Annotated in this window: 18 protein-coding genes; 5 read left to right on the top strand and 13 right to left on the bottom strand. The window is 72.0% G+C overall.

Going from position 1 to position 22,576, the window contains the following annotated elements:
* Positions 1-14: 14 nt before the first annotated feature.
* Positions 15-722, bottom strand: coding sequence for a uracil-DNA glycosylase (locus tag VFO68_RS17030; RefSeq protein WP_325159282.1), 708 nt, complete (start codon positions 720-722; stop codon positions 15-17).
* 52 nt (positions 723-774) lie between these two features.
* Between VFO68_RS17030 and VFO68_RS17025 the strand changes: the two genes are divergently transcribed.
* Positions 775-2,265: a S10 family peptidase gene (locus tag VFO68_RS17025; protein WP_325159281.1), complete on the top strand. Its 1,491-nt coding sequence runs from the start codon at positions 775-777 to the stop codon at positions 2,263-2,265.
* 45 nt (positions 2,266-2,310) lie between these two features.
* On the opposite strand, the gene VFO68_RS17020 is transcribed toward VFO68_RS17025, so the two are convergent.
* From VFO68_RS17020 to eno, 6 genes are all read right to left on the bottom strand, one after another.
* Entirely contained in the window at positions 2,311-4,002 is a 1,692-nt protein-coding gene (locus VFO68_RS17020) for a S8 family serine peptidase (protein WP_325159280.1), read from the bottom strand.
* 160 nt (positions 4,003-4,162) lie between these two features.
* Complete coding sequence (locus tag VFO68_RS17015; protein ID WP_325159279.1) at positions 4,163-5,116, bottom strand: Ppx/GppA phosphatase family protein; 954 nt, start codon at positions 5,114-5,116, stop codon at positions 4,163-4,165.
* Between the two features lie 24 nt (positions 5,117-5,140).
* Positions 5,141-6,346 (bottom strand): lytic transglycosylase domain-containing protein, encoded by a 1,206-nt coding sequence (locus VFO68_RS17010; RefSeq protein ID WP_325159278.1) that lies wholly within the window; start codon positions 6,344-6,346, stop codon positions 5,141-5,143.
* A gap of 208 nt (positions 6,347-6,554) precedes the next feature.
* The gene (locus VFO68_RS17005) at positions 6,555-7,067 is read right to left on the bottom strand and encodes a DUF501 domain-containing protein (RefSeq protein WP_325159283.1); all 513 of its coding nucleotides are present in this window, start codon (positions 7,065-7,067) and stop codon (positions 6,555-6,557) included.
* Entirely contained in the window at positions 7,067-7,627 is a 561-nt protein-coding gene (locus VFO68_RS17000; protein WP_325159277.1) for a septum formation initiator family protein, read from the bottom strand. The genes VFO68_RS17005 and VFO68_RS17000 overlap by 1 nt, the downstream gene beginning before the upstream one ends.
* 4 nt (positions 7,628-7,631) lie before the next feature.
* Complete coding sequence (gene eno, locus VFO68_RS16995; RefSeq protein WP_325159276.1) at positions 7,632-8,918, bottom strand: phosphopyruvate hydratase; 1,287 nt, start codon at positions 8,916-8,918, stop codon at positions 7,632-7,634.
* A gap of 174 nt (positions 8,919-9,092) precedes the next feature.
* Here eno and VFO68_RS16990 point away from each other — a divergent pair, with 174 nt between their 5' ends.
* Positions 9,093-9,479: a tetratricopeptide repeat protein gene (locus VFO68_RS16990; RefSeq protein ID WP_325159275.1), complete on the top strand. Its 387-nt coding sequence runs from the start codon at positions 9,093-9,095 to the stop codon at positions 9,477-9,479.
* 15 nt (positions 9,480-9,494) lie between these two features.
* Here the strand turns inward: VFO68_RS16990 and VFO68_RS16985 are convergent, their stop codons facing one another.
* Positions 9,495-10,283, bottom strand: coding sequence for a lytic murein transglycosylase (locus tag VFO68_RS16985; RefSeq protein WP_325159274.1), 789 nt, complete (start codon positions 10,281-10,283; stop codon positions 9,495-9,497).
* A gap of 107 nt (positions 10,284-10,390) precedes the next feature.
* Here VFO68_RS16985 and efeO point away from each other — a divergent pair, with 107 nt between their 5' ends.
* The 3 genes from efeO to VFO68_RS16970 are packed head-to-tail and all read left to right on the top strand — an operon-like array spanning position 10,391 to position 13,264.
* Entirely contained in the window at positions 10,391-11,518 is a 1,128-nt protein-coding gene (gene efeO / locus VFO68_RS16980) for an iron uptake system protein EfeO (protein ID WP_325159273.1), read from the top strand.
* Positions 11,515-12,762, top strand: a complete 1,248-nt coding sequence (gene efeB / locus VFO68_RS16975; RefSeq protein WP_325159272.1) for an iron uptake transporter deferrochelatase/peroxidase subunit — start codon at positions 11,515-11,517, stop codon at positions 12,760-12,762. Before efeO ends, efeB begins: the two co-directional genes overlap by 4 nt.
* Before the next feature lie 16 nt (positions 12,763-12,778).
* Positions 12,779-13,264, top strand: a complete 486-nt coding sequence (locus tag VFO68_RS16970) for a tetratricopeptide repeat protein (protein ID WP_325159271.1) — start codon at positions 12,779-12,781, stop codon at positions 13,262-13,264.
* On the opposite strand, the gene VFO68_RS16965 is transcribed toward VFO68_RS16970, so the two are convergent.
* The 5 genes from VFO68_RS16965 to VFO68_RS16945 all read right to left on the bottom strand — a co-directional run bounded on the left by VFO68_RS16965 (position 13,253) and on the right by VFO68_RS16945 (position 22,513).
* A complete protein-coding gene (locus VFO68_RS16965) occupies positions 13,253-16,441 on the bottom strand; it encodes a S41 family peptidase (RefSeq protein ID WP_325159270.1) in 3,189 nt (1,062 codons plus the stop codon). The genes VFO68_RS16970 and VFO68_RS16965 overlap by 12 nt on opposite strands.
* Before the next feature lie 9 nt (positions 16,442-16,450).
* A complete protein-coding gene (locus VFO68_RS16960) occupies positions 16,451-17,434 on the bottom strand; it encodes a MazG family protein (protein ID WP_414635520.1) in 984 nt (327 codons plus the stop codon).
* 5 nt (positions 17,435-17,439) lie between these two features.
* The gene (locus VFO68_RS16955) at positions 17,440-18,441 is read right to left on the bottom strand and encodes a hypothetical protein (protein WP_325159268.1); all 1,002 of its coding nucleotides are present in this window, start codon (positions 18,439-18,441) and stop codon (positions 17,440-17,442) included.
* 90 nt (positions 18,442-18,531) lie between these two features.
* Positions 18,532-22,083 carry a transcription-repair coupling factor gene (gene mfd / locus VFO68_RS16950; protein WP_325159267.1) on the bottom strand — a complete coding sequence of 1,184 codons (3,552 nt, stop codon included), beginning with the start codon at positions 22,081-22,083 and terminating at the stop codon, positions 18,532-18,534.
* A 100-nt stretch (positions 22,084-22,183) separates the two neighbouring features.
* The gene (locus tag VFO68_RS16945; protein WP_325159266.1) at positions 22,184-22,513 is read right to left on the bottom strand and encodes a cupin domain-containing protein; all 330 of its coding nucleotides are present in this window, start codon (positions 22,511-22,513) and stop codon (positions 22,184-22,186) included.
* Positions 22,514-22,576 lie beyond the last annotated feature (63 nt).

The raw sequence follows: 22,576 nt of genomic DNA, 5'->3' as shown, positions 1-22,576 counted from the left end.
GGGGACAACCCCTGTCAGAGTCCGGCCGCTTCCTTGGCTTCGAGTAGCACCGCTTCCAGCATGGCGGGGGTCAACCGGCCGGTGAACGTATTTTGCTGGCTTACGTGGTAGGAGCCGAACAGGTGCAGGGGTGGGCCTTCGGGGGCGGGGAGGGTCACGAGGGCCGCGTGGGTGAAGCGGGGGCGGGGGGTGGGGACTTGCCAGGTGGGGGTGAGGACGGGAAGGAGGGCCTGCCAGCCGAAGGCGCCCAGGACGACGATGGCCCGGAGGGTCGGCCGGAGGAGGGCGAGCTCCTGGGACAGCCAGTGGCGGCAGGTGTCGCGTTCGAGCGGGGTGGGTTTGTTGGCCGGCGGGGCGCAGCGGACCGGGGCGGTGATGCGGGTGCCGTGCAGGCGCAGGCCGTCGGACGCGGACACGGATGTGGGTTGGTTGGCCAGGCCTACGGCGTGCAGGGCGGCGTAGAGCACGTCGCCGGAGCGGTCGCCGGTGAACATGCGGCCGGTCCGGTTGGCGCCGTGGGCGGCGGGGGCGAGGCCGACGATGGCGAGCGCCGCATCGGCAGGGCCGAAGCCGGGGACGGGGCGGCCCCAGTATTCCTGGTCGGCGAAGGCGGCTCGCTTGACCGTCGCCACCTCCTCGCGCCAGGCGACCAGGCGGGGGCAGGCGCGGCAGCCGGTGACCATCCGGTCCAACTCGGCCAGATCGGCCGCAATCGCGCGCATGGCAATGATTGTGAATGGCCGCACCACATCGGCAACACGTAGGGTGCGCTGCATGACTGCCGAGAACGGATCGGGGAACGACAAACCCGAAGGCGACACCCGCGGCCAGGCCCCGGAGCCGACCGACGACCTGGTCACCAGTTCGCACTCGCTGACCATCAAACGGCGCAAGCTGAACTACACCGCGACGGCCGGCCGGATCGTGCTCCGTCAGGAGGTGGTCACCAACGGCACGTTCGACGGGCACCTGCCCAAGGCCGAGGTGTTCCTCACCGCGTACACCTTGGACGGCGCGGACCCGACCAAGCGTCCGGTCACCTTCGCCTTCAACGGCGGTCCCGGTTCCTCCAGCGTCTGGCTGCACCTCGGCCTGCTCGGGCCGCGCCGGGCGGTCTCCGGCGACGTCGGCAACCTGACCCCGCCGCCCTACGAGCTGGTGGACAACACCGAGACCCTGCTGGCACACAGCGATCTGGTGTTCATCGACCCGGTGTCCACCGGCTACTCCCGGGCCGCGGTCGGCCAGAAACCCGGTGACTACCACGGTTTCCAGGCCGACATCGAGTCCGTCGGCGAGGTGATCCGGCTGTGGATCTCCCGCAACGGGCGCTGGATGTCGCCGAAGTTCCTGGCCGGCGAGTCCTACGGCACCACCCGGGCCGGCGGTCTTGCCTTACATCTGCAGACCCGCTACGGCATGTTCCTCAACGGACTGATCCTGATCTCGGCGGCCCTGGACTTCACGGTGCTGGACTTCGCCGAGGGCAACGACCTGCCCTACGTCATGTTCCTGCCCACCTACACGGCCATCGCCAACTACCACGGCCTGCACGGCGACCGGCCGCTTTCCGAGGTGCTCGCCGAGGCCGAGGAGTTCGCCGCCCGGGACTACCCGGCCGCACTGGCCAGGGGCAACCGGCTGTCCTCGACGGAGCGTTCGGAGGCGGTGGCCCGGATGGCCGCGCTGACCGGACTGTCCGAGGACTACGTGAACCGGGCGAACCTGCGCGTCGAGCACGTCCGGTTCTACACCGAACTGCTGCGGTCCAAGGGGCTCACGGTCGGCCGGCTGGACGGCCGGTTCACCGGCTGGGATCCGGACGGCGCCCGGGAACGCTGGGTCGACGACCCGTCCAGCGCCTCGATCATGGGTGCCTACACCGCCGCGCTCAACCATTACCTCTACGCGGAGTTGAACTACACCAACGATCTGCCGTACCAAATCCTCAGCATGGACGTCAACACGGCCTGGTCGTACAAGGAGTTCGAGAACGCGCACGTGACGGTGCTGGACAAGCTGTCCACCGCGATGCGCGCCAACCCGCATCTGAAGGTGCACGTCGCCGCCGGTTACCACGACGGCGCGACGCCCTACTACGCCAGCGACCACGCGCTGGCCCATCTGTCCATTCCGGACTCGTTGCGGGCCAACATCGAGACCGCCTACTACGAGGCCGGCCACATGATGTACGTGCACGAGCCGAGCCGGCTGCGGCAGGCCAAGGATCTCGCGGCGTTCATCGCCCGGGCTTCCAATCGCTGACCCGGAACGCGGGGGTGGCCCGGATGGCCACCCCCGCGTTTTCCGTTACAGGAACTGGCGGCCGCGGGTCACGGCGGCCCAGGCGTCCACGGAACCGTGACCGTAGAAGCCGTTGAACTGCAGGTTGCCCGTGCAGGTCGCGGTGAAGCTGGCGTCGCGACCCTCATCGAGGTAGTCGATGGTCGGGGGAACCGGGCACGGGATCTTGAACGCGGTGCCCTCCAGCACGGACTGGACCTTGTCCGGGTTCATGCTGGCGTTGCCGCGGTTGAACTTCCCGTACTGGCTGACGATCAGCGCGGCGACACCCGTCGCGTGCGGCGAGGCCATCGAGGTGCCCTGCAGGAACTGGTAGTAGCCGCAGGCCCCGTTGGCCTGGCAGGCCTTCTGCACACCCAGCGCCACACCCTGCGGGGTGATGTTGCCGGCCGCGTCGATGTTGCCCTCCTCGACACCCACGTGCTGCGGGTAGGCCGACAGGATCAGGTTCTCGTTGGTGCGGAACTGCGGCGTGCCGAAGTAGTCACGGAACCAGCCACCAGGCGCGGAGACCGAGATCTGCTCGACGCCGTAGTTGGAGTAGTCGGCCTTGGTCCGGGACGGGCCGTAGGAGGACACGCTGATCACGTGCGGGCCCTCGGTCGGCAACGACACGCAGGTGGCGTTGTCGATGGTGCGCGTCTTGGCGGTGCCGACCGGGTAGTCCGGGCTGGTGGTGTCCGGCTGCGGGTTGCCGAGGTCGGTGTGCTGGTTGCCCAGCGCGGCGACCATCGTGACGCCCTTGCGGTGCGCGTAGTTCAGCGCCCGGTTCATGGCCCGGGTGATCAGCCGCTGCTCGGCCTGCTGCTCGGGCGTGTCGGCCGGGTTGTTCTGGCAGTTGTACAGCCACGGGTCGACGAAGAACGACATGTTGACCACGTCGATGCCCGCGTCGCCGGCGTAGGTCAGCGCGTCCACGGTCGGCTGCAGGAAGAAGAAGCCGGAGTCCTGACCGGCCCGGATGTTGACCAGGCTCACGTTCGGCGCGACACCGGAGATGCCGAACCCGTTGGCGGCCGCGGCGATGGTGCCGGCCACGTGCGTGCCGTGCGCACCGTCGTCCCAGTCGGCCGGGTCGACACAACCGCGGAACTCACACGGTCCGTCGACGACCTGGCCCAGCTCGTCGAACGGGATGTCCTGGGTGAAGTTGCGGGACAGCGCGCGGTCGAAGTTCGGCGCGATGTCCGGGTGGTTGCCGTCGATGCCGGTGTCGATCACGCCGACCTTGACCCGCCGGTCACCCGGCTGCTTGGTCCGGGCGAGATCCGAGCGCACCGAGGTCAGGCCCCACAGCTGCCCGTCGAGCGGGTCCATGCCGACCGGGGCGGCCTGGGCCTTCTTGCCGCTGGCGGCGGCACCCTGCTTGTTCTCCTTCTCCACGATGTCGGCCCGCGGAGCCTGCCGGGTGGCCGGCGCGTGGCCGATCACCTTCGCCCGCGCCGTGACCTCCACGCCGGCGGCCGTGGCCATCCGCGCGGTGAAGCCGTTTTCCGGTGCCTTGACGGTGAGCAGGCCGGTGACCCGGTTGGTCTTCTCCACGGTGCCCCCCGACGCGCGCACCGCGGCCACCGCCGCATCCACACCCGACTCGGTGGCCAGCACGTTGTACTCCACCGTCTTGCCGGACAATGCCGGCTGCGCGGCGGCACTGGGTGCCGTCGCGACGACCAGCCCGGTGACCAACGGTGTGGTCATCAAGGCCAGTAACGCCTTCCGTCGCCTCACGCGATCTCTCCTCGCTTTCCGCTTACCCCTGCTCTGACAGCGGCCCCCGACGTCAGAGCACGTCAGACCGGCACATCCTCCGCCCTGGTTTCGGCATGCGGAAGGGGTCATCCGGAGGGAATGCGATACTTCAGAGGAGCGACAGGGCGATCCCGTCGAGGATGTCGTGCTCGCTGACCAGCAGTTCGGTGATGCCGGCCCGCTCGGCGAACTGTTCGGCGAGCACCTGGGTGATCAGCGCGCCGCCGCCGATCACGTCGACCCGGCCGGGATGGATGACGCGGTTGGCCGCGCGTTCGTCGTGGCTGGCGGTGAGCAGCCGCCGTGCGGTCCCGTCGATCTCGGCATCGGAGAGCCGGGACAGGTGCGTGCGGGTGGCGTCGTACTCCGGAAGCCCCTGCGCGACGGCGGACAGCGTGGTGATCGTGCCGGCGACCCCGATCCAGGTCCGCGCGTCCCCGACGGGCACGGCGGCGAACGCGTCGGCCAGGATCCGCCCGGCCAGCGTGCGCCCCTCGGCGATCTCCTCGGCGGTCGGCGGGTCGCCGCGCAGACAGCGCTCGGTGATCCGCACACAGCCGATGTCCACCGACCGGGCGGCCTTGACCGTGGCCTGGCGGCCGTCCCAGGTGCCCAGCACCAGTTCGGTCGACCCGCCGCCGATGTCGGTGACCACGAACGGCCCGTCGTCGGGCTCCAGATCGCCGACCGCGCCGGTGAAGGACAGCCGGGCCTCCTCGTCGCCGCTGATCACCTCGGCCTCGACGCCGAGCACGTCACGGGTCATGGCGAAGAAGTCGTCTCGGTTGGCCGCGTCCCTGGTGGCCGAGGTGGCCACCATCCGCACCCGCTCGGATCCCTTGCGCCGCACGGTGAGCGCGTAGTCGGCGAGCGCGTCGCGGGTGCGCATCAGCGCGGCGATGGACAGCCGGCCGGTGGCGTCCACGCCCTCGCCGAGCCGCACGATCCGCATCTCGCGGTGCACGTCGCGCAGCCAGAACGAGCCGTCGTCGCGTTGGGTGGCGTCGGCGACCAGCAACCGGATGGAGTTCGTTCCGCAGTCGATCGCCGCAACCCTGACCATGCCCCGAGCCTAACGGGACATGTCTTACGGACCGAGCGGGCTGGTGGTGGTCTCCTCGGCCAGGGTGGTCGAGGAGGAGGTGTCGGCCGCCGAGGTCTGCTGCTGCGTGGTGGTGGTCGTCGTCTCGCCCCCGGTCGAGCTTTCCCCACCGCCGGACGGCGAGTTCGTCGTCGTCGTGGGCGGGGTGGTGGTGCCGTCGCCTCCTCCGGAGGAGGGCGGCGACGTCGGCGTGGTGGTCTCGCAACCCGGTGGCGGCGTGGTCGGCGTCGGCGTGGTGGTCGGGGTGCTGGTGGGCGTCTCGGTCGGCGTGGACGTCTCGGTCGGCGTCGGGCAGACCGGCGGGGGCGTCGTCGGCGTGGTCGTGATGATGCCCGAGTCGTCCGGCGGGTTGCCGTTGTCGGCCGGCGGCGGGGTCTGCGGGCTGGGGTTGTCCGCCTGGTTGTTCGTCTGCTGGTAGGTCGGCACGGTGGGCACCGGGGTGCTGGGCAACGGGGTCACGCCCTTGGCGTAGGCGTCGGCCCAGACCAGCACGGTGCGCACGTAGCTGTCGGAGTGGTTGTAGCGGAACACCGCGACCGCGCGCTGCTGCGGGTTGGCCATGTCCAGGCCGCCCGAGCACAGGTACTTGCCGGCGGCCACGGTGGCGTCGTAGACGTTGTGCGGGCTGCTCACCCGGTCGCCGTTGCCGTCCGAGGCGTAGCCGCGCCAGGTCGACGGGATGAACTGCATCGGGCCGACCGCGCGGTCCCAACGGTTGTCGCCGTCCAGCACGCCGCCGTCGGTGTCGCTGATCGCGGCGAACCCGCCGCCGTTGAGCACCGGACCCAGGATCGCCCGCACCGTGTCGCCGTTGCCGAACACCTGGCCGCCGCGGGCGTGGTTGGTCTCGATCCGCCCGATGCTGGCCAGCAGCGACCAGTGCATGTGGCAGTTGGGCAGCATTTTGTTGATCGAGTCCGCGCCGCGCTGGTAGGCCTGCAGCATGACGCCGGGGATGCCCAGCGGCCCGCTGGGCAGGTCCAACGCCTCCTGCGAGAGTAAGTCGGGGTTGCCGGCGTCGCGCAGCAGGTCGGCGCCGATCTGGTCGTTCTCGCCCAGCGTGCCGTCGGCGCTCACCAGATCCGGGTCGGTCAGACCCATCAGGCCGCGGCCCGCGTCGCTGAGCGCGTTGAGGTCCTGGTTCGCCAGGTTGACCGGCTCACCGGAGGCGACCGCCGGAATCAGCAGCATTCCGGCGGCGACCGCAGCGATCTTGCGACGTCTGCGGCGCAGACGCTGGCTCGCCCGCGCTGCTTCTATGTCCCGCTTCGCCGCTCCCACCGGTATCCGCCTGTCCCCTCGGTGTCGTCGTGGCCGTCCGGTACACCAGACTGCCTCATCCGTCGCCGTACGTCACCATGTCACGTTGATTGCCGACCAGAAAGGGGCCAGTCGTCGGTCATCCTTGCCCTTTCGGACGACCAGCGTTGACCGATTGGTCAGTAACGCACGAACCTGATGGCCATTCGTCGCTGAGCAGGGCAAGGGTTTGGTCCCCGAACGGGTTGACTCCTGGTCCGGCGGCCAACGCGTGCGCGACGTGGACGTGCAGGCACTTCACCCGGCCGGGCATCCCGCCGGCGCTGACGTCGGTGCCCAGCGACTCGATCGCATCGCGTTCGGCCAGGTAGGCGCGGTGCGCGGCGAGATAGGCGGCGGCAAGCTCCGGGTCGGTGGCGAGCCGCTCGGTCATCTCGCGCATCAGCCCGCTCGCCTCCAGCCGGCTGACCAACGCGGTCAGCCGGGGGCAGGTCAGGTAGTAGAGGGTGGGGAACGGCGAACCGTCGGGCAGGCGCGGGTTCGTCTGCACCACGGCCGGGTGGCCGCTCGGGCAGCGGTGCGCGACCGCCCGCAACGCCCTGGGCTCCCGGCCGAGTTGCTCGGCCACGGTCGCCCGGTCCGCCTCGGTAATCACCGGCCGTTACCTGCCACGTCGTCCCACAGCGTCTCGTACCAGGCCTGTTGCCGGGGCGGCGGTGGCGCCGGTTCGCCGGACGGGCGCTGATCGTGATCGCCGGGCAGCTCGACGACGTAGGGGGTCTCCCCCGGCCGCACGTAGCGCAGCCGCCGCCGGGCCTCGGCCTCGACCTGGGCCGGGTCGTCCAGCTGCGCCTTGCGCTTCTCCAACTGCTCGACCTGGGCGCGTAACTCCGCCTCCCGCTGCTCCTGGATCTCCACCTCGGCCCGCTGGCCGAGGTAGGTGCGCAGCGGCACGGCCACGCTCAGCGCGAGCGCGCACACCACGATCGCCAGCAGCGCGGCACGCCGGGTGGTGGACAGGCCGAGCAGGACGGCCGGACGGGTCCGGGACTTCTGCGCCGGGCGCTGCGGGCGCCGGGCGCGCTTGGGATCCTGGGAAGCGCGCCGGATCCGCACGTTCTCCGGGCGGGTGGCGCGGGTCGACCCGGTGCGCCGGCCGCCCCGGCGCTGCCGGTCCGCCCGGTCTCCTCGGTCCGCCTCCCGCCCGGCCATGCGCTCAGCTCTCCGGCGTGAACCGCGGGAAGGCCAGATCCCCGGCGTAGCGGGCCGCGTCGCCGAGCGTCTCCTCGATGCGCAGCAACTGGTTGTACTTGGCCACCCGGTCGGTGCGGGCCGGCGCGCCGGACTTGATCTGGCCGACGCCGGTGCCGACGGCGAGGTCGGCGATCGTGGTGTCCTCGGTCTCGCCGGACCGGTGGCTCATCATGCAGCGGTAGCCGTAGGAGGTGGCCAGGGCGACCGCGTCGAGCGTCTCGGACAGCGTGCCGATCTGGTTGACCTTGACCAGCAGCGCGTTGGCGGCGCGCCGGGCGATGCCCTCCTCCAGCCGGTCCGGGTTGGTGACGAACAGGTCGTCGCCGACCAGTTGGACCCGCTCGCCGATCTGGTCGGTGAGCCGGACCCAGCCGTCCCAGTCGTCCTCGGCCAGCGGGTCCTCGATGGACACCAGCGGATAGTCGTTGATCAGCTTGGTGTAGTAGTCGTGCAGCCATTCCGGGCTGCGCCGCGACCCCTCGAAGGTGTAGGCGCCGTCGGAGTAGAACTCGGTGGCGGCCACGTCCAGGGCGAGCACGATGTCCCGGCCCAGCACGTAACCGGCCTTCTCGATGGCCGTCACGATCAGGTCCAGCGCCTCGCGGTTGCTGGGCAGGTTGGGCGCGAAGCCGCCCTCGTCGCCCAGGCCGGTGGACAGCTTGCGGCTCTTGAGCACCGACTTGAGCGAGTGGTAGACCTCCGCGCCCCAGCGCAGCGCCTGCCGGAACGACTCGGCGCCGATCGGAGCGATCATGAACTCCTGCACGTCGACGTCGCTGTCGGCGTGCGCGCCGCCGTTGACGATGTTGAGCATCGGCACCGGCAGCACGTGCGCGTTGGGTCCGCCGAGGTAGCGGAACAGCTCCAGGCCGCTGGACTCGGCCGCGGCCTTGGCGACGGCCAGGGACACGCCGAGGATGGCGTTGGCGCCCAACCGGGACTTGTCCGGCGTGCCGTCCAGGTCGACCAGCTTCTGGTCGACGATGCGCTGGTCCACGGCGTCGAGGCCGGTCAGCTCCGGCCCGATCTCGTCCAGCACCGCCGTGACGGCCTTCTCAACGCCCTTGCCGCCGTACCGGTTGGGGTCGCCGTCGCGCAGCTCCACCGCCTCGTGTTCGCCGGTGGAGGCGCCCGACGGGACCGCGGCGCGGGCCAGGGTGCCGTCGTCGAGGGCTACCTCCACCTCGACCGTGGGGTTGCCGCGTGAGTCCAGAATCTCGCGCGCACCAACCTGCTCGATGACCGCCACCTGCTGCTCCTCAACCCGCCTAGTTATCCACACAACTCGGGCACGAGCCTAACCGGGCGGCGGTATCCCCCGTTGGAGGCACGCGCAGAACCTTGGGAACGCAGTGTGATCGTCACTGTGATCATGACTGCGACTCCCCGGAAGAGCCGCTACGAGGGTAGCGTTGATCGGACCATGACCGAGGACGGGGCAGGCACGTTCGAGGCGTTCCGCAGGGCCGAGGCACTGGTCGCGCAGCGCCGGCCGCTGGACGCGCTCGCCGCCCTGGCGCCGGTGCTGGACGCCGAGCCGGACAAGCCCAGCGTGCATCTGCTCGCCGGCCGGGCCTACCTCGGTTCGGCCCAGCTGCGCCGGGCCGAGCAGGCGTTCCTGCGGGTGATCGAACTGGACCCGACCGACCACTACGCGCGCTTCGCGCTGGGCCGCACCCTGCAGCGGCTGGGTCGCTATCCCGAGGCGCAGACCCAACTTCGCATCGCCGCGGCGATGCACCCGGTGCCGGAGTACCAGGAGGCGCTCGGCGAGGTGAGCGCCCGGATCGCGGTCGACCGGGACCGCTGAGCGGAAAAGTGCCGGTCAGCTCACGGCGTGGGCGTAGGCGTCGGCGGCGCTGAACACGGAGCGGCCGTATGCGGCCGACTGGTTGTACGTGAGCACCGCCTGCCACCAGCCCTCGCCAGTGCCGAGATCGCCGCCCGCGGAGCACAGGTAGCGGGCGGCGCTCAGCGCGGCGTCGTCGACGTTCTGCGGGTCGGGCGCGGCGCCGTCGTTGCTGGCCCGGGCGGCCCACCGGGACCAGGTCTTCGGCAGGAACTGCATGGCGCCGACCGCGCGGTCCCACTGCTGGTCGCCGTCCAGCCGGCCGCCGTCGGTGTCCTTGATCGCGCGGACGCCGGGCGAGCCGTCCAGCGCGATGCCGATCACCGGCGGGCGCAACATCCCGTCGGACTCCACCTGCGCGCCGTTGATCCGGCCGTGCCGGGACTCCACCCGGCCGATGCCGGCCAGGGTGGCCCAGCTCAGCCTGCAGGCGGGCGCGCTGTCGAGCATCGCGGTCTCGGCCGCCAGGTAGGCGCGCAGGGTGCGCTCCGGAAGGTCGGTCCGCTCGACCAGCCTCGCCCAGCTCACGTCGGCGGTGGCCGCGGCGGCCGGGGACGGCACGGCGGCGCCGGGCGCCACGTCGAGCGCCGGGACGTCGAACCGCTTCGGCCGGCTGGCCGGCGGATCCTGGTCGCCGTTCGAGCCGAGCCAGGCGACGACCCCGATCAGGCCGGCGAACAGCGCGCAGACCAGCAGGATCGGACCGGCTGAGCGAAACGGGCGCCGCGGCCGGGTCGGCGGCGGTTGGGGTATGAGCACGGCCACCAACTCAGGTTACGGAACGGGGGAAAGTCACGGGCCGGGGTGGACAACCAAGTGAGCCTAACCTAAGTTTGGTCAGGTTTGCCTAACTGACTTTCCGAGGAGCAGTCGTGACCACCACATCCCTGCGGCTGGGCCTGGCCGGCGCCGCCGTGCTCGCCCTCGCCGCGTGCGGCGACTCGACCCCGCCCGCGGCCGGCGGACCGATCGCGGTGGAGGCCAGGGACGACGCCTGCGCGGTCGCCCGCACGGCGGCCGACGCCGGCACGCTCACCTTCGAGATCAACAACAAGGGCAGCCGGGTCACCGAGTTCTACCTCTACGCCGAGGGTGACCGGATCATGGGCGAGGCGGCCAACATCGAGCCGGGCGCCAGCCGCCGGCTGATCGTCGAGGTGCCCGACGGCGGGAAGTACCAGACCGCGTGCAAGCCCGGCATGCAGGGCAAGGGAATCCGGGCCGACTTCACGGTCAACGGCTCGGCCGGCAAGCAGGCCGACGCCAACGCCAAGCTCGCCGAGGCCGCCAAGAGCTACCAGCGCTACGTCAGCTCGCAGTCCGACGCGCTGCAGAGCAAGACCACCGAGTTCGTGGGCGCCGTCAAGGCCGGCAAGGTGGACGAGGCCAAGGCGCTGTTCCCGGTGGCCCGCACCTACTGGGAGCGGATCGAGCCGGTGGCGGAGAGCTTCGGCGACCTCGACCCGCGGATCGACGCCCGGGAGGCCGACCTGGAGGAGGGCCAGGAGTTCACCGGGTTCCACCGGCTGGAGAAGGACCTGTGGGTCAGCGGGTTGCAGGCCGACTCACCGACCATCGCCGACCGGCTGCTGGCCGACGTGAACGAGATCGTCGCCAAGGCCAAGTCGGTGGAGCTCACCCCGCTGGAGTTGGCCAACGGCGCCAAGGAACTGCTCGACGAGGTGGCCACCGGCAAGATCACCGGCGAGGAGGACACCTTCTCGCACACCGACCTGTGGGACTTCCGGGCCAATGTGGACGGTTCCAAGGCGGCGGTCGCCGCGCTGCGCCCGGTCGTGCAGGAACGCGACGCCGCCCTGCTGGCCACCGTGGACGAGAAGTTCGCCGCCGTGGACGCCCTGCTGGACAAGCACCGCGCCGGCGAGGGGTTCAAGTCCTACACCGACCTGACCGAGCCCGAGATCAAGGCCCTGGCCGAGGCCATCGACGCGCTCGGCGAGCCGATCAGCAAGGTCGCCGAGGTGGTGGCCCGGCCATGACCTCCCTGTCCCGCCGGCGGTTGTTCGGGATGGCGGGGGCCGGGGCGGCCGTGGGCGTGGCGGGCGGTGTCCTGGCCGGCCGGGCGAGCATGCCGGTCGAGGCGGTGGCGGCGGCCACGGTCGGCGCCGCCGTGCCGTTCCACGGTGAGCGGCAGGCCGGCATCGTGACCCCGGCCCAGGACCGGATGCACTTCGCGGCGTTCGACGTGATCACCAGGGACCGCGCCGAACTGGTGCGCCTGCTCAAGGACTGGACGGCCGCCGCGGAGCGGATGACCGCCGGACTGGAGGCCACCGAGCACGGCGCGGTGGGCGGTCCGGCGCAGGCGCCGCCCGCCGACACCGGCGAGGCGCTGGACCTGGCGGCCGCCGCGCTCACCCTGACCATCGGGTTCGGTCCGACGCTGTTCGACGACCGGTTCGGCCTGGCCGCCCGGCGACCGGCGGCGCTGATCGACCTGCCGGCCTTCCCGGGCGACGACCTCGATCCCCGACGCAGTGGCGGCGACCTGTGCGTGCAGGCCTGCGCCAACGACCCGCAGGTGGCGGTGCACGCGATCCGCAACCTGGCCCGGATCGGCTTCGGCAAGGTCGCGGTGCGCTGGTCGCAGTTGGGGTTCGGGCGTACGTCGTCGACCTCCGAGGCGCAGGCCACCCCGCGCAACCTGTTCGGCTTCAAGGACGGCACCCGCAACCTCAAGGCCGAGGACCCGGCCGGGCTGGACCAGCACGTGTGGGTGGCCGCGGCGGACGGGCCGGACTGGCTGGCCGGCGGCACCTACCTGGTGGCGCGGCGGATCCGGATGCACATCGAGATCTGGGACCGGACCTCGCTCGCCGAGCAGGAGATGATCGTCGGCCGGGCCAAGGGCAGCGGCGCGCCACTGGGCCAGGTCGACGAGTTCGACGAGCCCGACCTGCACGTGCGCGGCGCGGGCGGGCTTCCGCTCATCGCCGACATCGCACACATCCGGCTGGCCGGCCCGGAGTCCCTGGGCGGCGTGCGGATCCTGCGCCGGGGCTACAACTTCACCGACGGCTCGGACGGTTTCGGCCATCTCGACGCCGGGCTGTTCTTCATCGGCTTCAACCGGGACACCCGCACCCAGTTCGTCCCGATGCAGCAGGCACTGTCCAGCAAGGACGAGATGATGGAGTACATCGAACACACCGGCTCGGCCCACTTCGCCGTCCCGCCCGGCACCGCGCCCGGCCAATACTGGGGTGAGAAGCTCCTCGGTTAGCTGACAGGATCCGGTGATGGACTGGGAGCAGCGGATCGCGCAGGCGTGGGCGTCGATCGACGAGTACGAGCCGGAGCGGTTTCGCGAGCTGATCGACACGTTGGTCGCGGAACTGCCGCCGGACAGCGGGATCGGACCGTTCGAGCGGGCGTGCGCGTTCGACTCGACCGGGCACCCCGACCGCGCCATTCCGCTCTACCGGCGGGCCCTCGAGCTCGGGCTGACCGGCGAACGGCGCCGCCGGGCGGTGATCCAGCAGGCCAGCTCGCTGCGCAACCTGGGCCAGGCCAAGGAAAGCGCGGAGCTGCTGACGGCCGAGCTGACCGCCGGGTCGGACCACCTGGACGACGCGGTGCGCGCCTTCCTGGCCCTGGCGCTGACCGATCTCGGCCGGGAGCGGGAGGCGGTCGCGCTGGCCCTGGGCGCGCTGGCCCCGCATCTGCCGCGCTACCAGCGTTCGCTGGCCAACTACGCCCGGATGGCCGGGGAGTCAGACCGGTAGCTCGGGCACCGTCGCGGCCGGGTTGGCGGCCAGTGCCTCCAGGGCGACCCGGACCGCGGTGTCCAACTGCGGATCGGCGCCGGTCGCGTGGTCCCGCGGGTTCATCACCACCTCGATGTCCGGGTCCACACCGTGGTTCTCGATGCCCCACCCGGGTCCGCGCATCCAGGTGGCGTACCGGGGCTGGGTGACCGAGGTTCCGTCGACGAGGTCGTAGCGCCGGTCGATGCCGATCACCCCACCCCAGGTGCGCACCCCGACGACCGGACCGATGCCCAGTTCCTTGATGGCCGCGTTGACGATGTCGCCGTCCGAACCGGAGAACTCGTTGGCCACGGCCACCACCGGCCCGCGCGGCGCGTCGGAGGGGTACGGCTCGGCGTAGTAGCCATTCCGCGCGACCTCCCAGCCGATCACCCGGCGGGCCAGCTTTTCCACCACCAGCTGGGAAAGATGCCCGCCGCCGTTGTCCCGCAGGTCCACCACCAGGGCCTCCCGGCGCACCTCCAGGCGCAGGTCCCGGTGCAGCTGCGCCCAGCCGTTGGCGAGCATGTCCGGCACGTGCACGTACCCGACCCGGCCGGACCCGGCCGCGTGCACGTGCGCCCGCCGGGCGGCCACCCACGCCTGGTACCGCAGCGGGAGATCGTCGTGCAGCGGCACCACCACGACGGCCCGGTTCGCCCCGCCATCGGCCGGCGCCACGGTCAGCTCCACCGGTTTGCCGGCCGCGCCGACCAGCAGCGGGGCCGGCCCGGCGGCCTGCACCGGCCGGCCGTCCACCGCGAGGATCGCATCGCCCGGGCGCACCGCGACCCCCGGTGCGGACAACGGTGAACGGGCCCGGGGGTCGGAGCTCTCGCCGGGCAGCACCATGACGACCCGCCACACCCCGGCCGCGTCGCGGTGCAGATCGGCGCCGAGCAGGCCCAGCCTGCGCCCGCCGTCCGGGTCGCCGTGCGCCGGGAGGACGTAGGCGTGCGAGGTGCCCAGCTCGCCCTGCACCTCCCAGAGCAGGTCGACCAGATCGTCGTGCGAGCCGAGCGTGTGCACCAGCGGCCGGTACCGGGCCAGCACCCCCGCCCAGTCCACCCCGCCCATGTCGGCCCGCCAGAAGTGGTCCCGCATCAGCCGGCCGGCCTCGTCGAAGGACTGCCGCCATTCGGCGGCCGGGTCGACCTGCACCCGGATCCTGGTCAGGTCCACGCTGATGTCGTCGTCGGAGTCGTCGTCGTCCGAGTCGGGCTTGTGCCCGGCCGCGAGCACCCGCAGGCAGTCGCCGTCCCACACCACGACCCGCTCGCCGTCCCCGCTGGCCCACACCTCGTCCACGCCCTCGACGACGGTGTCCACCTTGCGTTTGCCGAACTCGAAGCGCTCCAGCACGCTGCACTCGCCGTCGTCGGACAGCGGGTTGTCGAAGTGCAACGTTCCGGTGAGCGGCTCGCGCACCCACAGCACCCCGTCCTTGATCGCGCGCAGCCTCGAGTAGCTGGCGGCCGGCACCGGGAAGGGCACCACCCGGTCGCCGATGCCCTCGACGTCGACCACGGTGCGCGGCGGCGCGTCGTCACCGTCCGCCGAGTCCTTTTTGGACTTCTCGTCCTCGTCGCCGACGGCCCGGCCACGCGGTTGCGGCGCGAACGGCGACACGGTGGTCGCGGCCAGCGGCACCAGGTAGGGCCGGGCCGCGTAGGCGAACGACATGTCGAACACGTGCGCGTCGTACACCGGGTCGAACGTGCGCGCGGACAGGAACGCGACATGCTTGCCGTCCAGGGTGAACGCCGGGCTGTAGTCGGCGAACCGCAGGGCCGTCAGGTCCACAATGGACAGATCGGCGGTGTCGGCCATCCGGATGTGCCGCAGCGGGCTGGGGCCGGGATGCGACCAGGCGAGATAGGCCGAGTCGGGCGAGAAGACCGGATCGGCCGGGTCCTGCTCGGCCGCCCGGGCCACCTCGCGGACCTCCCCGGTCGCCGCGGTCACCAGCAGCAACCGGCCGTCGTGGCTGACCACCGCGACCCATTTCCCGTCCGGCGACGCGGCCAGTTCGAGCACCCGGCCCAGTGCTCCGATGCCGAGCCGGCGGGGCGCCGCGGTCAGTTCCCGGCCGGCGGCCGGAACGATTTCCACGGCGTCCTCGCCGTCCGCGTCGGTCACCCAGACCACCTGGTCGCTGCCCAGCACCCGGGGCAGCCGGGCCCGCACGCCCGGCGTCACGGCCAGCGCCCGGGCCGGGCCGTCCCGGTGGGTCAGCCAGTGCACGGTGCCGCGCACCCCCACCGCGCTCGCCCGGCCGGTGCGGTCCGGCGCCACATCGTCGAGGTTGTTCCGCACCCGCAACGGATACGGCTCGCGCGCGGAGCGCGGGCCGGCCAGCCGGATGTCCAGCGGGCGCGGCGCCGCGTCCGGACCGTCCACCAGCCACAACCGTCCCGCGCCGTGGTAGATCACCCGCTGCCCGTCGGTGCTGGCGTTGCGCGCGTAGAACTCCCCCTCGCTGTGCCGGCGCAGGTCGGACCCGTCCGGGGCACACGAGTACAGGCTGCCGACCCCCTCGTGGTCGGACAGGAACGCGATCCGCCCGGCCCACCACATCGGCGACGCCAGGTTACCGTCCACTTCGGACAGAATGCGGACGAAATCCCCGGAGCCGTCCCGATCCAGCCACAGTTTGCCGGCGGTGCCGCCCCGGTAGCGCTTCCAGACGGCCGGCTCGCCGAACATCACCGACCCGAGCAGGACCGCTCCGTCCGGGCCGTAGGCAAGATCGCCGGCCGGCCCGAACGGCAGCCGGGCGGGGATGCCGTCCAGCGGGATGACATACGCCCAGGCACCGCGGCGTTGCGGCGCCCCGGTGGCGCTGGCGGCCAGCACCTCGCCGGCCGGGGTCCAGCCCAGCACGGTGGTCATCGGGTCGCCCCAGTAGGTCAGCCGCCGCCCGGCGCCACCGTCCACCGGGGTCGCCCAGACCTCGGGATCCACGTCCCGCCAGGTCGTCCAGGCCAACATGGTGCCGTCCGGGGAGAACCTCGGGCGGGCCGCCCGCACCTGGTCCGCGGTGACCCGCCAGGCGCGGCCGCCGTCGACCGGGGCCAGCCAGACGTCGTCCTCGGCGACGAACGTGATCAGATCCTGGTGCAGATGCGGGTAACGAAGGTAGGCATCGGTCACGCCGTCACGTTAGTCCGGCAGCACCGCCGGATGCGGTTGCGCGGCGCCGGCGGCCGGCTCCGGCCAGAACCGCCGCCAGGTGTCGTGGTCCATGGCCTCGGCGGAGACGCCCGACTCCCGGGCGGCTCGCTCGGCGGCGCGGACGTCCGCGGCGAACCGGCGGGCCACCGCGCGCAGGTCGCCCTCCGGGTCGCCGCCGGCCAGTTTGGTCAGGGCGGCCAGCGCGAACAGCCGGGACCCGGGGTCGGCGTGTGCCGGCAACAGGTCGCCGGGCAGTCCGGCCCGCGCGGTGCGCGCGGCGAGCTTGGCGGCCAGGGCAAGCGCCGGCTGACCGAGCGCCACACCGTCCACACTGGACTCCCGGCGCTTCTCCTCCTGCTTGAGCTCCTCCCAGCGACGCTGCTGGGTACGAGCGTCCCGGACGGCCGGATCGCCCCCGGCGAAGACGTGCGGGTGCCGGGCGACGAGCTTGGTCACCAGGGTCTCGGCGACATCGTCGATGGTGAACGGGTCGTCCGGGTCCTCCTGCGCCACCCGGGCGTGGAACAGCACCTGCAGCAGGACGTCGCCCAGTTCCTCGCGCAGCGCCACCCGGTCGCCGTCCTCGATCGCCTCGAGCAGTTCGAAGCATTCCTCCACCAGGTACTGGCGCAGCGAGTCATGGGTCTGCTCGGCATCCCACGGGCAGCCGCCCGGGGAGCGCAGCCGGTCCATCACCTCGACCGCGGCCACAAGGCTCCGCCGGGGCACCGGTTCGATCAGCTCGGCGCCGGCCGCCAGCAGCGCCCGGGCATGCGGATCGGACAGCGACCCGGTGAACAGCACCACCGGAGCGGCGGCACGCAGGTCGTCCACCGGCGGCGCCGGATCCACGGGCACCGCCACCTCGCCGGTGCGGTAGACCGCCCGGGCCGCACGGATCGCCGGCAGCGCCGCGACCGGCAACACCGGGCCGTGCGCCGGATCCAGCAGCACCACCGTGGAGGTGGGCACCCCGCTCACTGCTGCTGCTGACCGCCGGCCGGCAGCAGAACCCCGATCTTCTCGTCCTCGCTCGGCGCCACGCTCACGTTCAGCTCGTCCCACACCCCGTAGCGCGGGCTGACCTTCACGCCCAGATCGGTCACCGCCGGGCCCATCACGTGCGTGCCGACCAGCCCGTCCCAGAGCGGCGACACCTCGGCCGCCACGCTGGCCTGGTCCTCGGGCAGCGCGGCGTTGGTGTCCCGCTTGGTGATCAGCGCGACCAGCCAGAGGGACGACCCGGCCTGCTCGCTGGACGCGTACGGGAACGCGACCACGGTGTCCGCGTCCGCGGCGAAGACCGGCGTGAGCAGCACCTGGCCGTTGTTCTCCGCCGCGATCTGGTAGGTGCTGACCGGGCTGAGGGTCTGGTCCGGCGCCAGGTTGATGCTGCCCTCGGGGGCGTCGGCGGACGCCGCCCGCAGGATGTCGTTGACCTTGGCCGGCTCGGCGGCGATCTTCTTGGCCAGGTCGATGGACCGGGTCTTGGCGTCGGCGACGGACCGCACGGTGGCGCCGTCGAAGGTGATCTCCAGCTTGGTCCGGTACTTCTGGCCGAGCCGCTGGGTCAGCAGCTGGTCCCGGGCGTACTCCCGGGGGTCGAACGCGGCCTGCACGGAACGCTGCACCGGGTCCTCGGCCGGCGCGTTGGCGGCCAGCGCCTCCTCGACATCCTTCTCGGAGACCGTCAGGTTCTCCCGCTTGGCCACCTCGGTGATCAGCTCGTGGCGCACCAGCTGGGTCACGATGCTCCGGGACACCAGGTCCAGCTTGTGGCTCTTGGCGAGCTCACGGGCGGCCGGCTCCTTGTTCAGCGCGGTCTCCAGCTTGGCCTGCACGTCATCGACCGAGACGACCCGGTTGCCGATGATCACCGCGGAGTTCGCCTCACGGGGCTGCGAGCCGCACGCGGTGAGCGCGCTTCCCAGGACGGCGAGGGCGGCGATCAGGATCGCCGGGCGGCGCATCGCACTCATCACAGGGCGTACTTTCTCACAGTTCGAATCAGCGGACCGGCGCGGGCGTCGTAGTCGTGGATGTCACCAGCGCCTGAGCGGCCGACCGAATCAGCCGACCGGCGCGGGCGCGCTCACCAGCGACTCGAGCAGCCGGGCGCACCAGTCCAGCAACTCCTGATCCCGCAGCGGCGGCGCGCCGATCCGGCCGCCGGCCGCGCCCTCGGTCGGGCGCGGCACCGACACCGTGTGGGTCACCGCCTTGTACGTCCCCTTGGGATACAGGCGCCGCAGGCGCACCAGCTGGGAGTCGCGCAGCGGCAGCGGGCCGAGCCGGATCGTGCTGCCCTGCATGGCGACCTCGGTGACCCCCTGCGCCCGGCAGGCCTGCCGGAACGCCGCCACCCCGAACAGCCGCCGCACCGGCTCCGGCGGCGCGCCGTAGCGGTCGGTCAGCTCCTCGGTCACCCCGGTCAGCTCGGCCGCGTCCCGGGCCGCGGCGATCTTGCGGTACGCCTCCAGCCGCAGCCGCTCGCCCGGCACGTAGTCGTGCGGGATGTGCGCGTCGATCGGCAGGTCCACCCGGACCTCGGCGAGCTCTTCGTCCTCCTCCGCCCCGGGAGCGCCGGCATGCCGGCGGAACGCGTCCACCGCCTCGCCGACCAGCCGCACGTACAGGTCGAAGCCCACCCCGGCGATGTGCCCGGACTGCTCGGCGCCGAGCAGGCTGCCGGCGCCGCGGATCTCCAGATCCTTCATGGCCACCGCCATGCCGGCGCCCAGCTCGGTGTTCTGCGCGATGGTGGCCAGCCGGTCGTGCGCGGTCTCGGTCAGCGGGGCCTCGGGCGGGTACAGGAAGTAGGCGTAGCCGCGCTCGCGGCCCCGGCCCACCCGGCCGCGCAGCTGGTGCAGCTGGGCCAGACCCAGCAGGTCGCCGCGCTCCACGATCAGCGTGTTGGCGTTGGAGATGTCCAGCCCGGTCTCCACGATCGTGGTGCACACCAGCACGTCGTGCTCGGCGTTCCAGAACCCCTCGATGATCTTCTCCAGGCGGTCCTCGTTCATCTGCCCGTGCGCGGTGACGACCCGCGCCTCCGGGACCAGCTCACGCAGCCGCCGCGCCGCCTTCTCGATCGAGGAGACCCGGTTGTGCACGTAGAACACCTGGCCGTCGCGCAACAGCTCGCGCCGCACCGCCGCGGCCACCTGCTTGTCGTCGTAGCCGCCGACGTAGGTCAGGATCGGGTGCCGGTCCTCCGGCGGGGTGAGGATCGTGGACATCTCGCGGATCCCGGCCAGGCTCATCTCCAGCGTGCGCGGGATCGGCGTCGCCGACATGGTCAGCACGTCCACGTGCGTGCGCAGCGCCTTGATGTGCTCCTTGTGCTCGACCCCGAAGCGCTGCTCCTCGTCCACGATCACCAGGCCGAGGTCCTTGTACCGGATCCCGGTCTGCAGCAGCCGGTGCGTGCCGATGACGATGTCCACCTTGCCGTCGGCCAGGCCCTCGAGAACCTCCTCGGCTTCACCCGCGTGAGTGAACCGGGACAGGCCCTTGACGACCACCGGGAAGGACTGCATCCGCTCGGTGAACGTGTGCAGGTGCTGCTGGGCGAGCAGCGTGGTAGGCACCAGCACCACCACCTGCTTGCCGTCCTGCACCGCCTTGAACGCCGCCCGCACCGCGATCTCGGTCTTGCCGTAGCCGACGTCCCCACAGATCACCCGGTCCATCGGCACCCCGCGCTGCATGTCCGCCTTGACCTCGTCGATGGCGGCCATCTGGTCCGGGGTCTCGGTGAACGGGAAGGCGTCCTCCAGCTCGCGCTGCCACGGGGTGTCCGCGCCGAACGCGTGGCCCGGGGCGGCCTGCCGGGCGGCGTAGAGCTGCACCAGCTCGGCCGCGATCTGCTTGACCGCCTTGCGCGCCTTGGCCTTGGTGTTCTTCCAGTCCGAGCCGCCGAGCTTGTTCAGCGTGGGCAGCTCGCCGCCCACGTAGCGGGACACCTGGTCGAGCTGGTCGGTCGGGACGAACAGCCGGTCTCCCGGCTGGCCGCGCTTGGACGAGGCGTACTCCAGCACCAGGTACTCCCGGGTGGCCCCGGCCACCGTGCGCTGCACCATCTCGACGTAGCGGCCGATGCCGTGCTGCTCGTGCACGACGTAGTCGCCGTTCTTCAGCGCCAGCGGGTCGACCGCGTTGCGCCGCCGGGACGGCATCTTCGCCGACAGGTCACGGGTGGAGGTGCCGTGCCGGCCGCCGGTCAGGTCGGCCTCGGTGAGCACCACCAGCGCCCGGTCCGGCACCACGAAGCCGTCCTCCAGCGCCCCGCGCACCACGGTGACCACGCCGGCCCTGGGCGGCTGGGCCAACCCGTCCTCGGCGAAGGTCGCCGGCACGTCCGCCTCGGCCAGCTGCTCGACGGCCCGCTTGCCGGTGCCCGTGCCCGGCACCACCAGCACCGCCGCGCCCCCGCTCGCGGTGTGCGCGCGCAGGTCGGCGAACGCCCGGGCGACGTCGCCGCGGTAGGAGTCGACCGCGGACAGGTCCAGCCGCAGCACCGTGTCGTCCGGCGTGGTCAGCTGGGACAGCGTCCACCAGGCGCGACCGGTGTCGCGGGCGTGGCCCGCGACGTCGGCGAGATCGCGGTAGGCCGACGCGCCCAGGTCTATCGGCGCCTTGCCGCCGCCAGCCGCGGCCATCCAGGAGGCTTCGAGGAACTCCTGGCCGGTGCGGACCAGGTCGTGCGCCCGGGTGCGGATCTTCTCCGGGTCGGCGAGCAGCACGTGCGCACCGGCCGGCAGCAGGTCGGTGAGCAGCGCCAGCTCGCCGTCGCACAGCGCCGGGATCAGCGCCTCCATGCCCTCGACCGGGATCCCCTCGGCCAGCTTGGTCAGCATCTCGTGCAGGTGCGCGTCGCTCTGATGCTGTTGCGCGAGGTCGGCCGCGCGCTGCCGGACCCGCTCGGTGAGCAGCAGCTCCCGGCACGGCGGCGCCACCACCGCGTCCAACGTGCCGGGCAGCGAGCGCTGGTCGGCGACCGCGAACGGGCGGATCTCGCTGACCTCGTCACCCCAGAACTCCACCCGGACCGGGTGCTCGGCGGTCGGCGGGAAGATGTCCACGATGCCGCCCCGCACCGCGAACTCGCCGCGCTTCTCCACCATGTCGACCCGCGTGTAGGCGACCTCGACCAGGCGCTCGAGCAGGCCGTCGAAGTCGCACTCGTGCTCCGGGCGCAGCTCGATCGGCGCCAGCTCGCCCAGGCCGGGCGCCATCGGCTGGATCAGTGAGCGAACCGTGGCGACCACGATCTTGAGCGGGGCGCCGTCCGGGTGGGCCAGCCTGCGCAGCACCGACAGCCGGGCGCCCACGGTGTCCGCGCGCGGCGAGAGCCGCTCGTGCGGCAGTGTCTCCCAGGACGGGAAGTCGGCCACGGCGTCGCGGCCGAGCAGGTCGGCAAGGGCCGCAGTCAGCTCCTCGGCCTCGCGGCCGGTCGCGGTCACGGCGAGCACCGGAGCCCGGGTGGCCAGGGTGGCGGCCACCAGCGGGCGGGCGGCGGGGGTGCCCTCGATGGCCAGGGCCGGCGTGCCGAGTGCGTCGATCAGCGAAGCCAGGGCGGGGTCAGGCAGGACGGCGTCAAGCAGACCCGAGAGCGTCACAGGTCATCCCCTCGAAGTGGACGCGAACACACCCCTGCCCGGGACGAGCCCGCGGAAGGGGTTTCTCACCGTCCAGCCTACGACTCCGGGCGGACGGTCCTCAGGGCTTGGCCACGGTCAGCAACACGACCGAGGGTTCGAGCGCGGTCACCGAGTGGCGGTCCTCGGGGATGTCGAGCAGGTCGCCGGTGCGGCAGTCCCAGCTGTCCTTGCCGGCGGTGAGCCGGATCCGGCCCTGCAGCACGTGCAGCGTGGCTTCGCCGGGGCTGAGATGATCGCCCATCACGGCGCCCTCGACGAGCGCGATCACGCTCTGCCGGAGCACCCGCTCGTGGCCGCCGTAGACCGTCTTGGCGCTCCGCTGGTTGGAGTTCTCCATGGCGTGCTTCATCTGCTCGCGGGCAACGGCGTCCAACGACAGTTTGCGCATGACGAACAGCTTCCCCTAGTGCCGTCGATCACGCCACGGGTCAGCGGGGCGCGCCGGACCGGA

Source organism: Actinophytocola sp. (genome assembly GCF_035712165.1).
GTDB lineage: Bacteria > Actinomycetota > Actinomycetes > Mycobacteriales > Pseudonocardiaceae > DASYTH01.
Note: the sequence above shows the minus strand (reverse complement) of the source record. Positions and strands in the feature narration are given on the sequence as shown.

Coding starts and splice junctions, on each gene's coding strand:
- VFO68_RS17010 (WP_325159278.1), bottom strand. CDS start 6,346: ATGCTGCTGATTCCGGCGGTCGCCTCCGGTGAGCCGGTCAACCTGGCG.
- VFO68_RS16955 (WP_325159268.1), bottom strand. CDS start 18,441: ATGAGTGCGATGCGCCGCCCGGCGATCCTGATCGCCGCCCTCGCCGTC.
- VFO68_RS16990 (WP_325159275.1), top strand. CDS start 9,093: ATGACCGAGGACGGGGCAGGCACGTTCGAGGCGTTCCGCAGGGCCGAG.
- efeB (WP_325159272.1), top strand. CDS start 11,515: ATGACCTCCCTGTCCCGCCGGCGGTTGTTCGGGATGGCGGGGGCCGGG.
- VFO68_RS17000 (WP_325159277.1), bottom strand. CDS start 7,627: ATGGCCGGGCGGGAGGCGGACCGAGGAGACCGGGCGGACCGGCAGCGC.
- VFO68_RS17025 (WP_325159281.1), top strand. CDS start 775: ATGACTGCCGAGAACGGATCGGGGAACGACAAACCCGAAGGCGACACC.
- VFO68_RS16945 (WP_325159266.1), bottom strand. CDS start 22,513: ATGCGCAAACTGTCGTTGGACGCCGTTGCCCGCGAGCAGATGAAGCAC.
- VFO68_RS17030 (WP_325159282.1), bottom strand. CDS start 722: ATGCGCGCGATTGCGGCCGATCTGGCCGAGTTGGACCGGATGGTCACC.
- VFO68_RS17020 (WP_325159280.1), bottom strand. CDS start 4,002: ATGACCACACCGTTGGTCACCGGGCTGGTCGTCGCGACGGCACCCAGT.
- VFO68_RS16970 (WP_325159271.1), top strand. CDS start 12,779: ATGGACTGGGAGCAGCGGATCGCGCAGGCGTGGGCGTCGATCGACGAG.
- VFO68_RS17015 (WP_325159279.1), bottom strand. CDS start 5,116: ATGGTCAGGGTTGCGGCGATCGACTGCGGAACGAACTCCATCCGGTTG.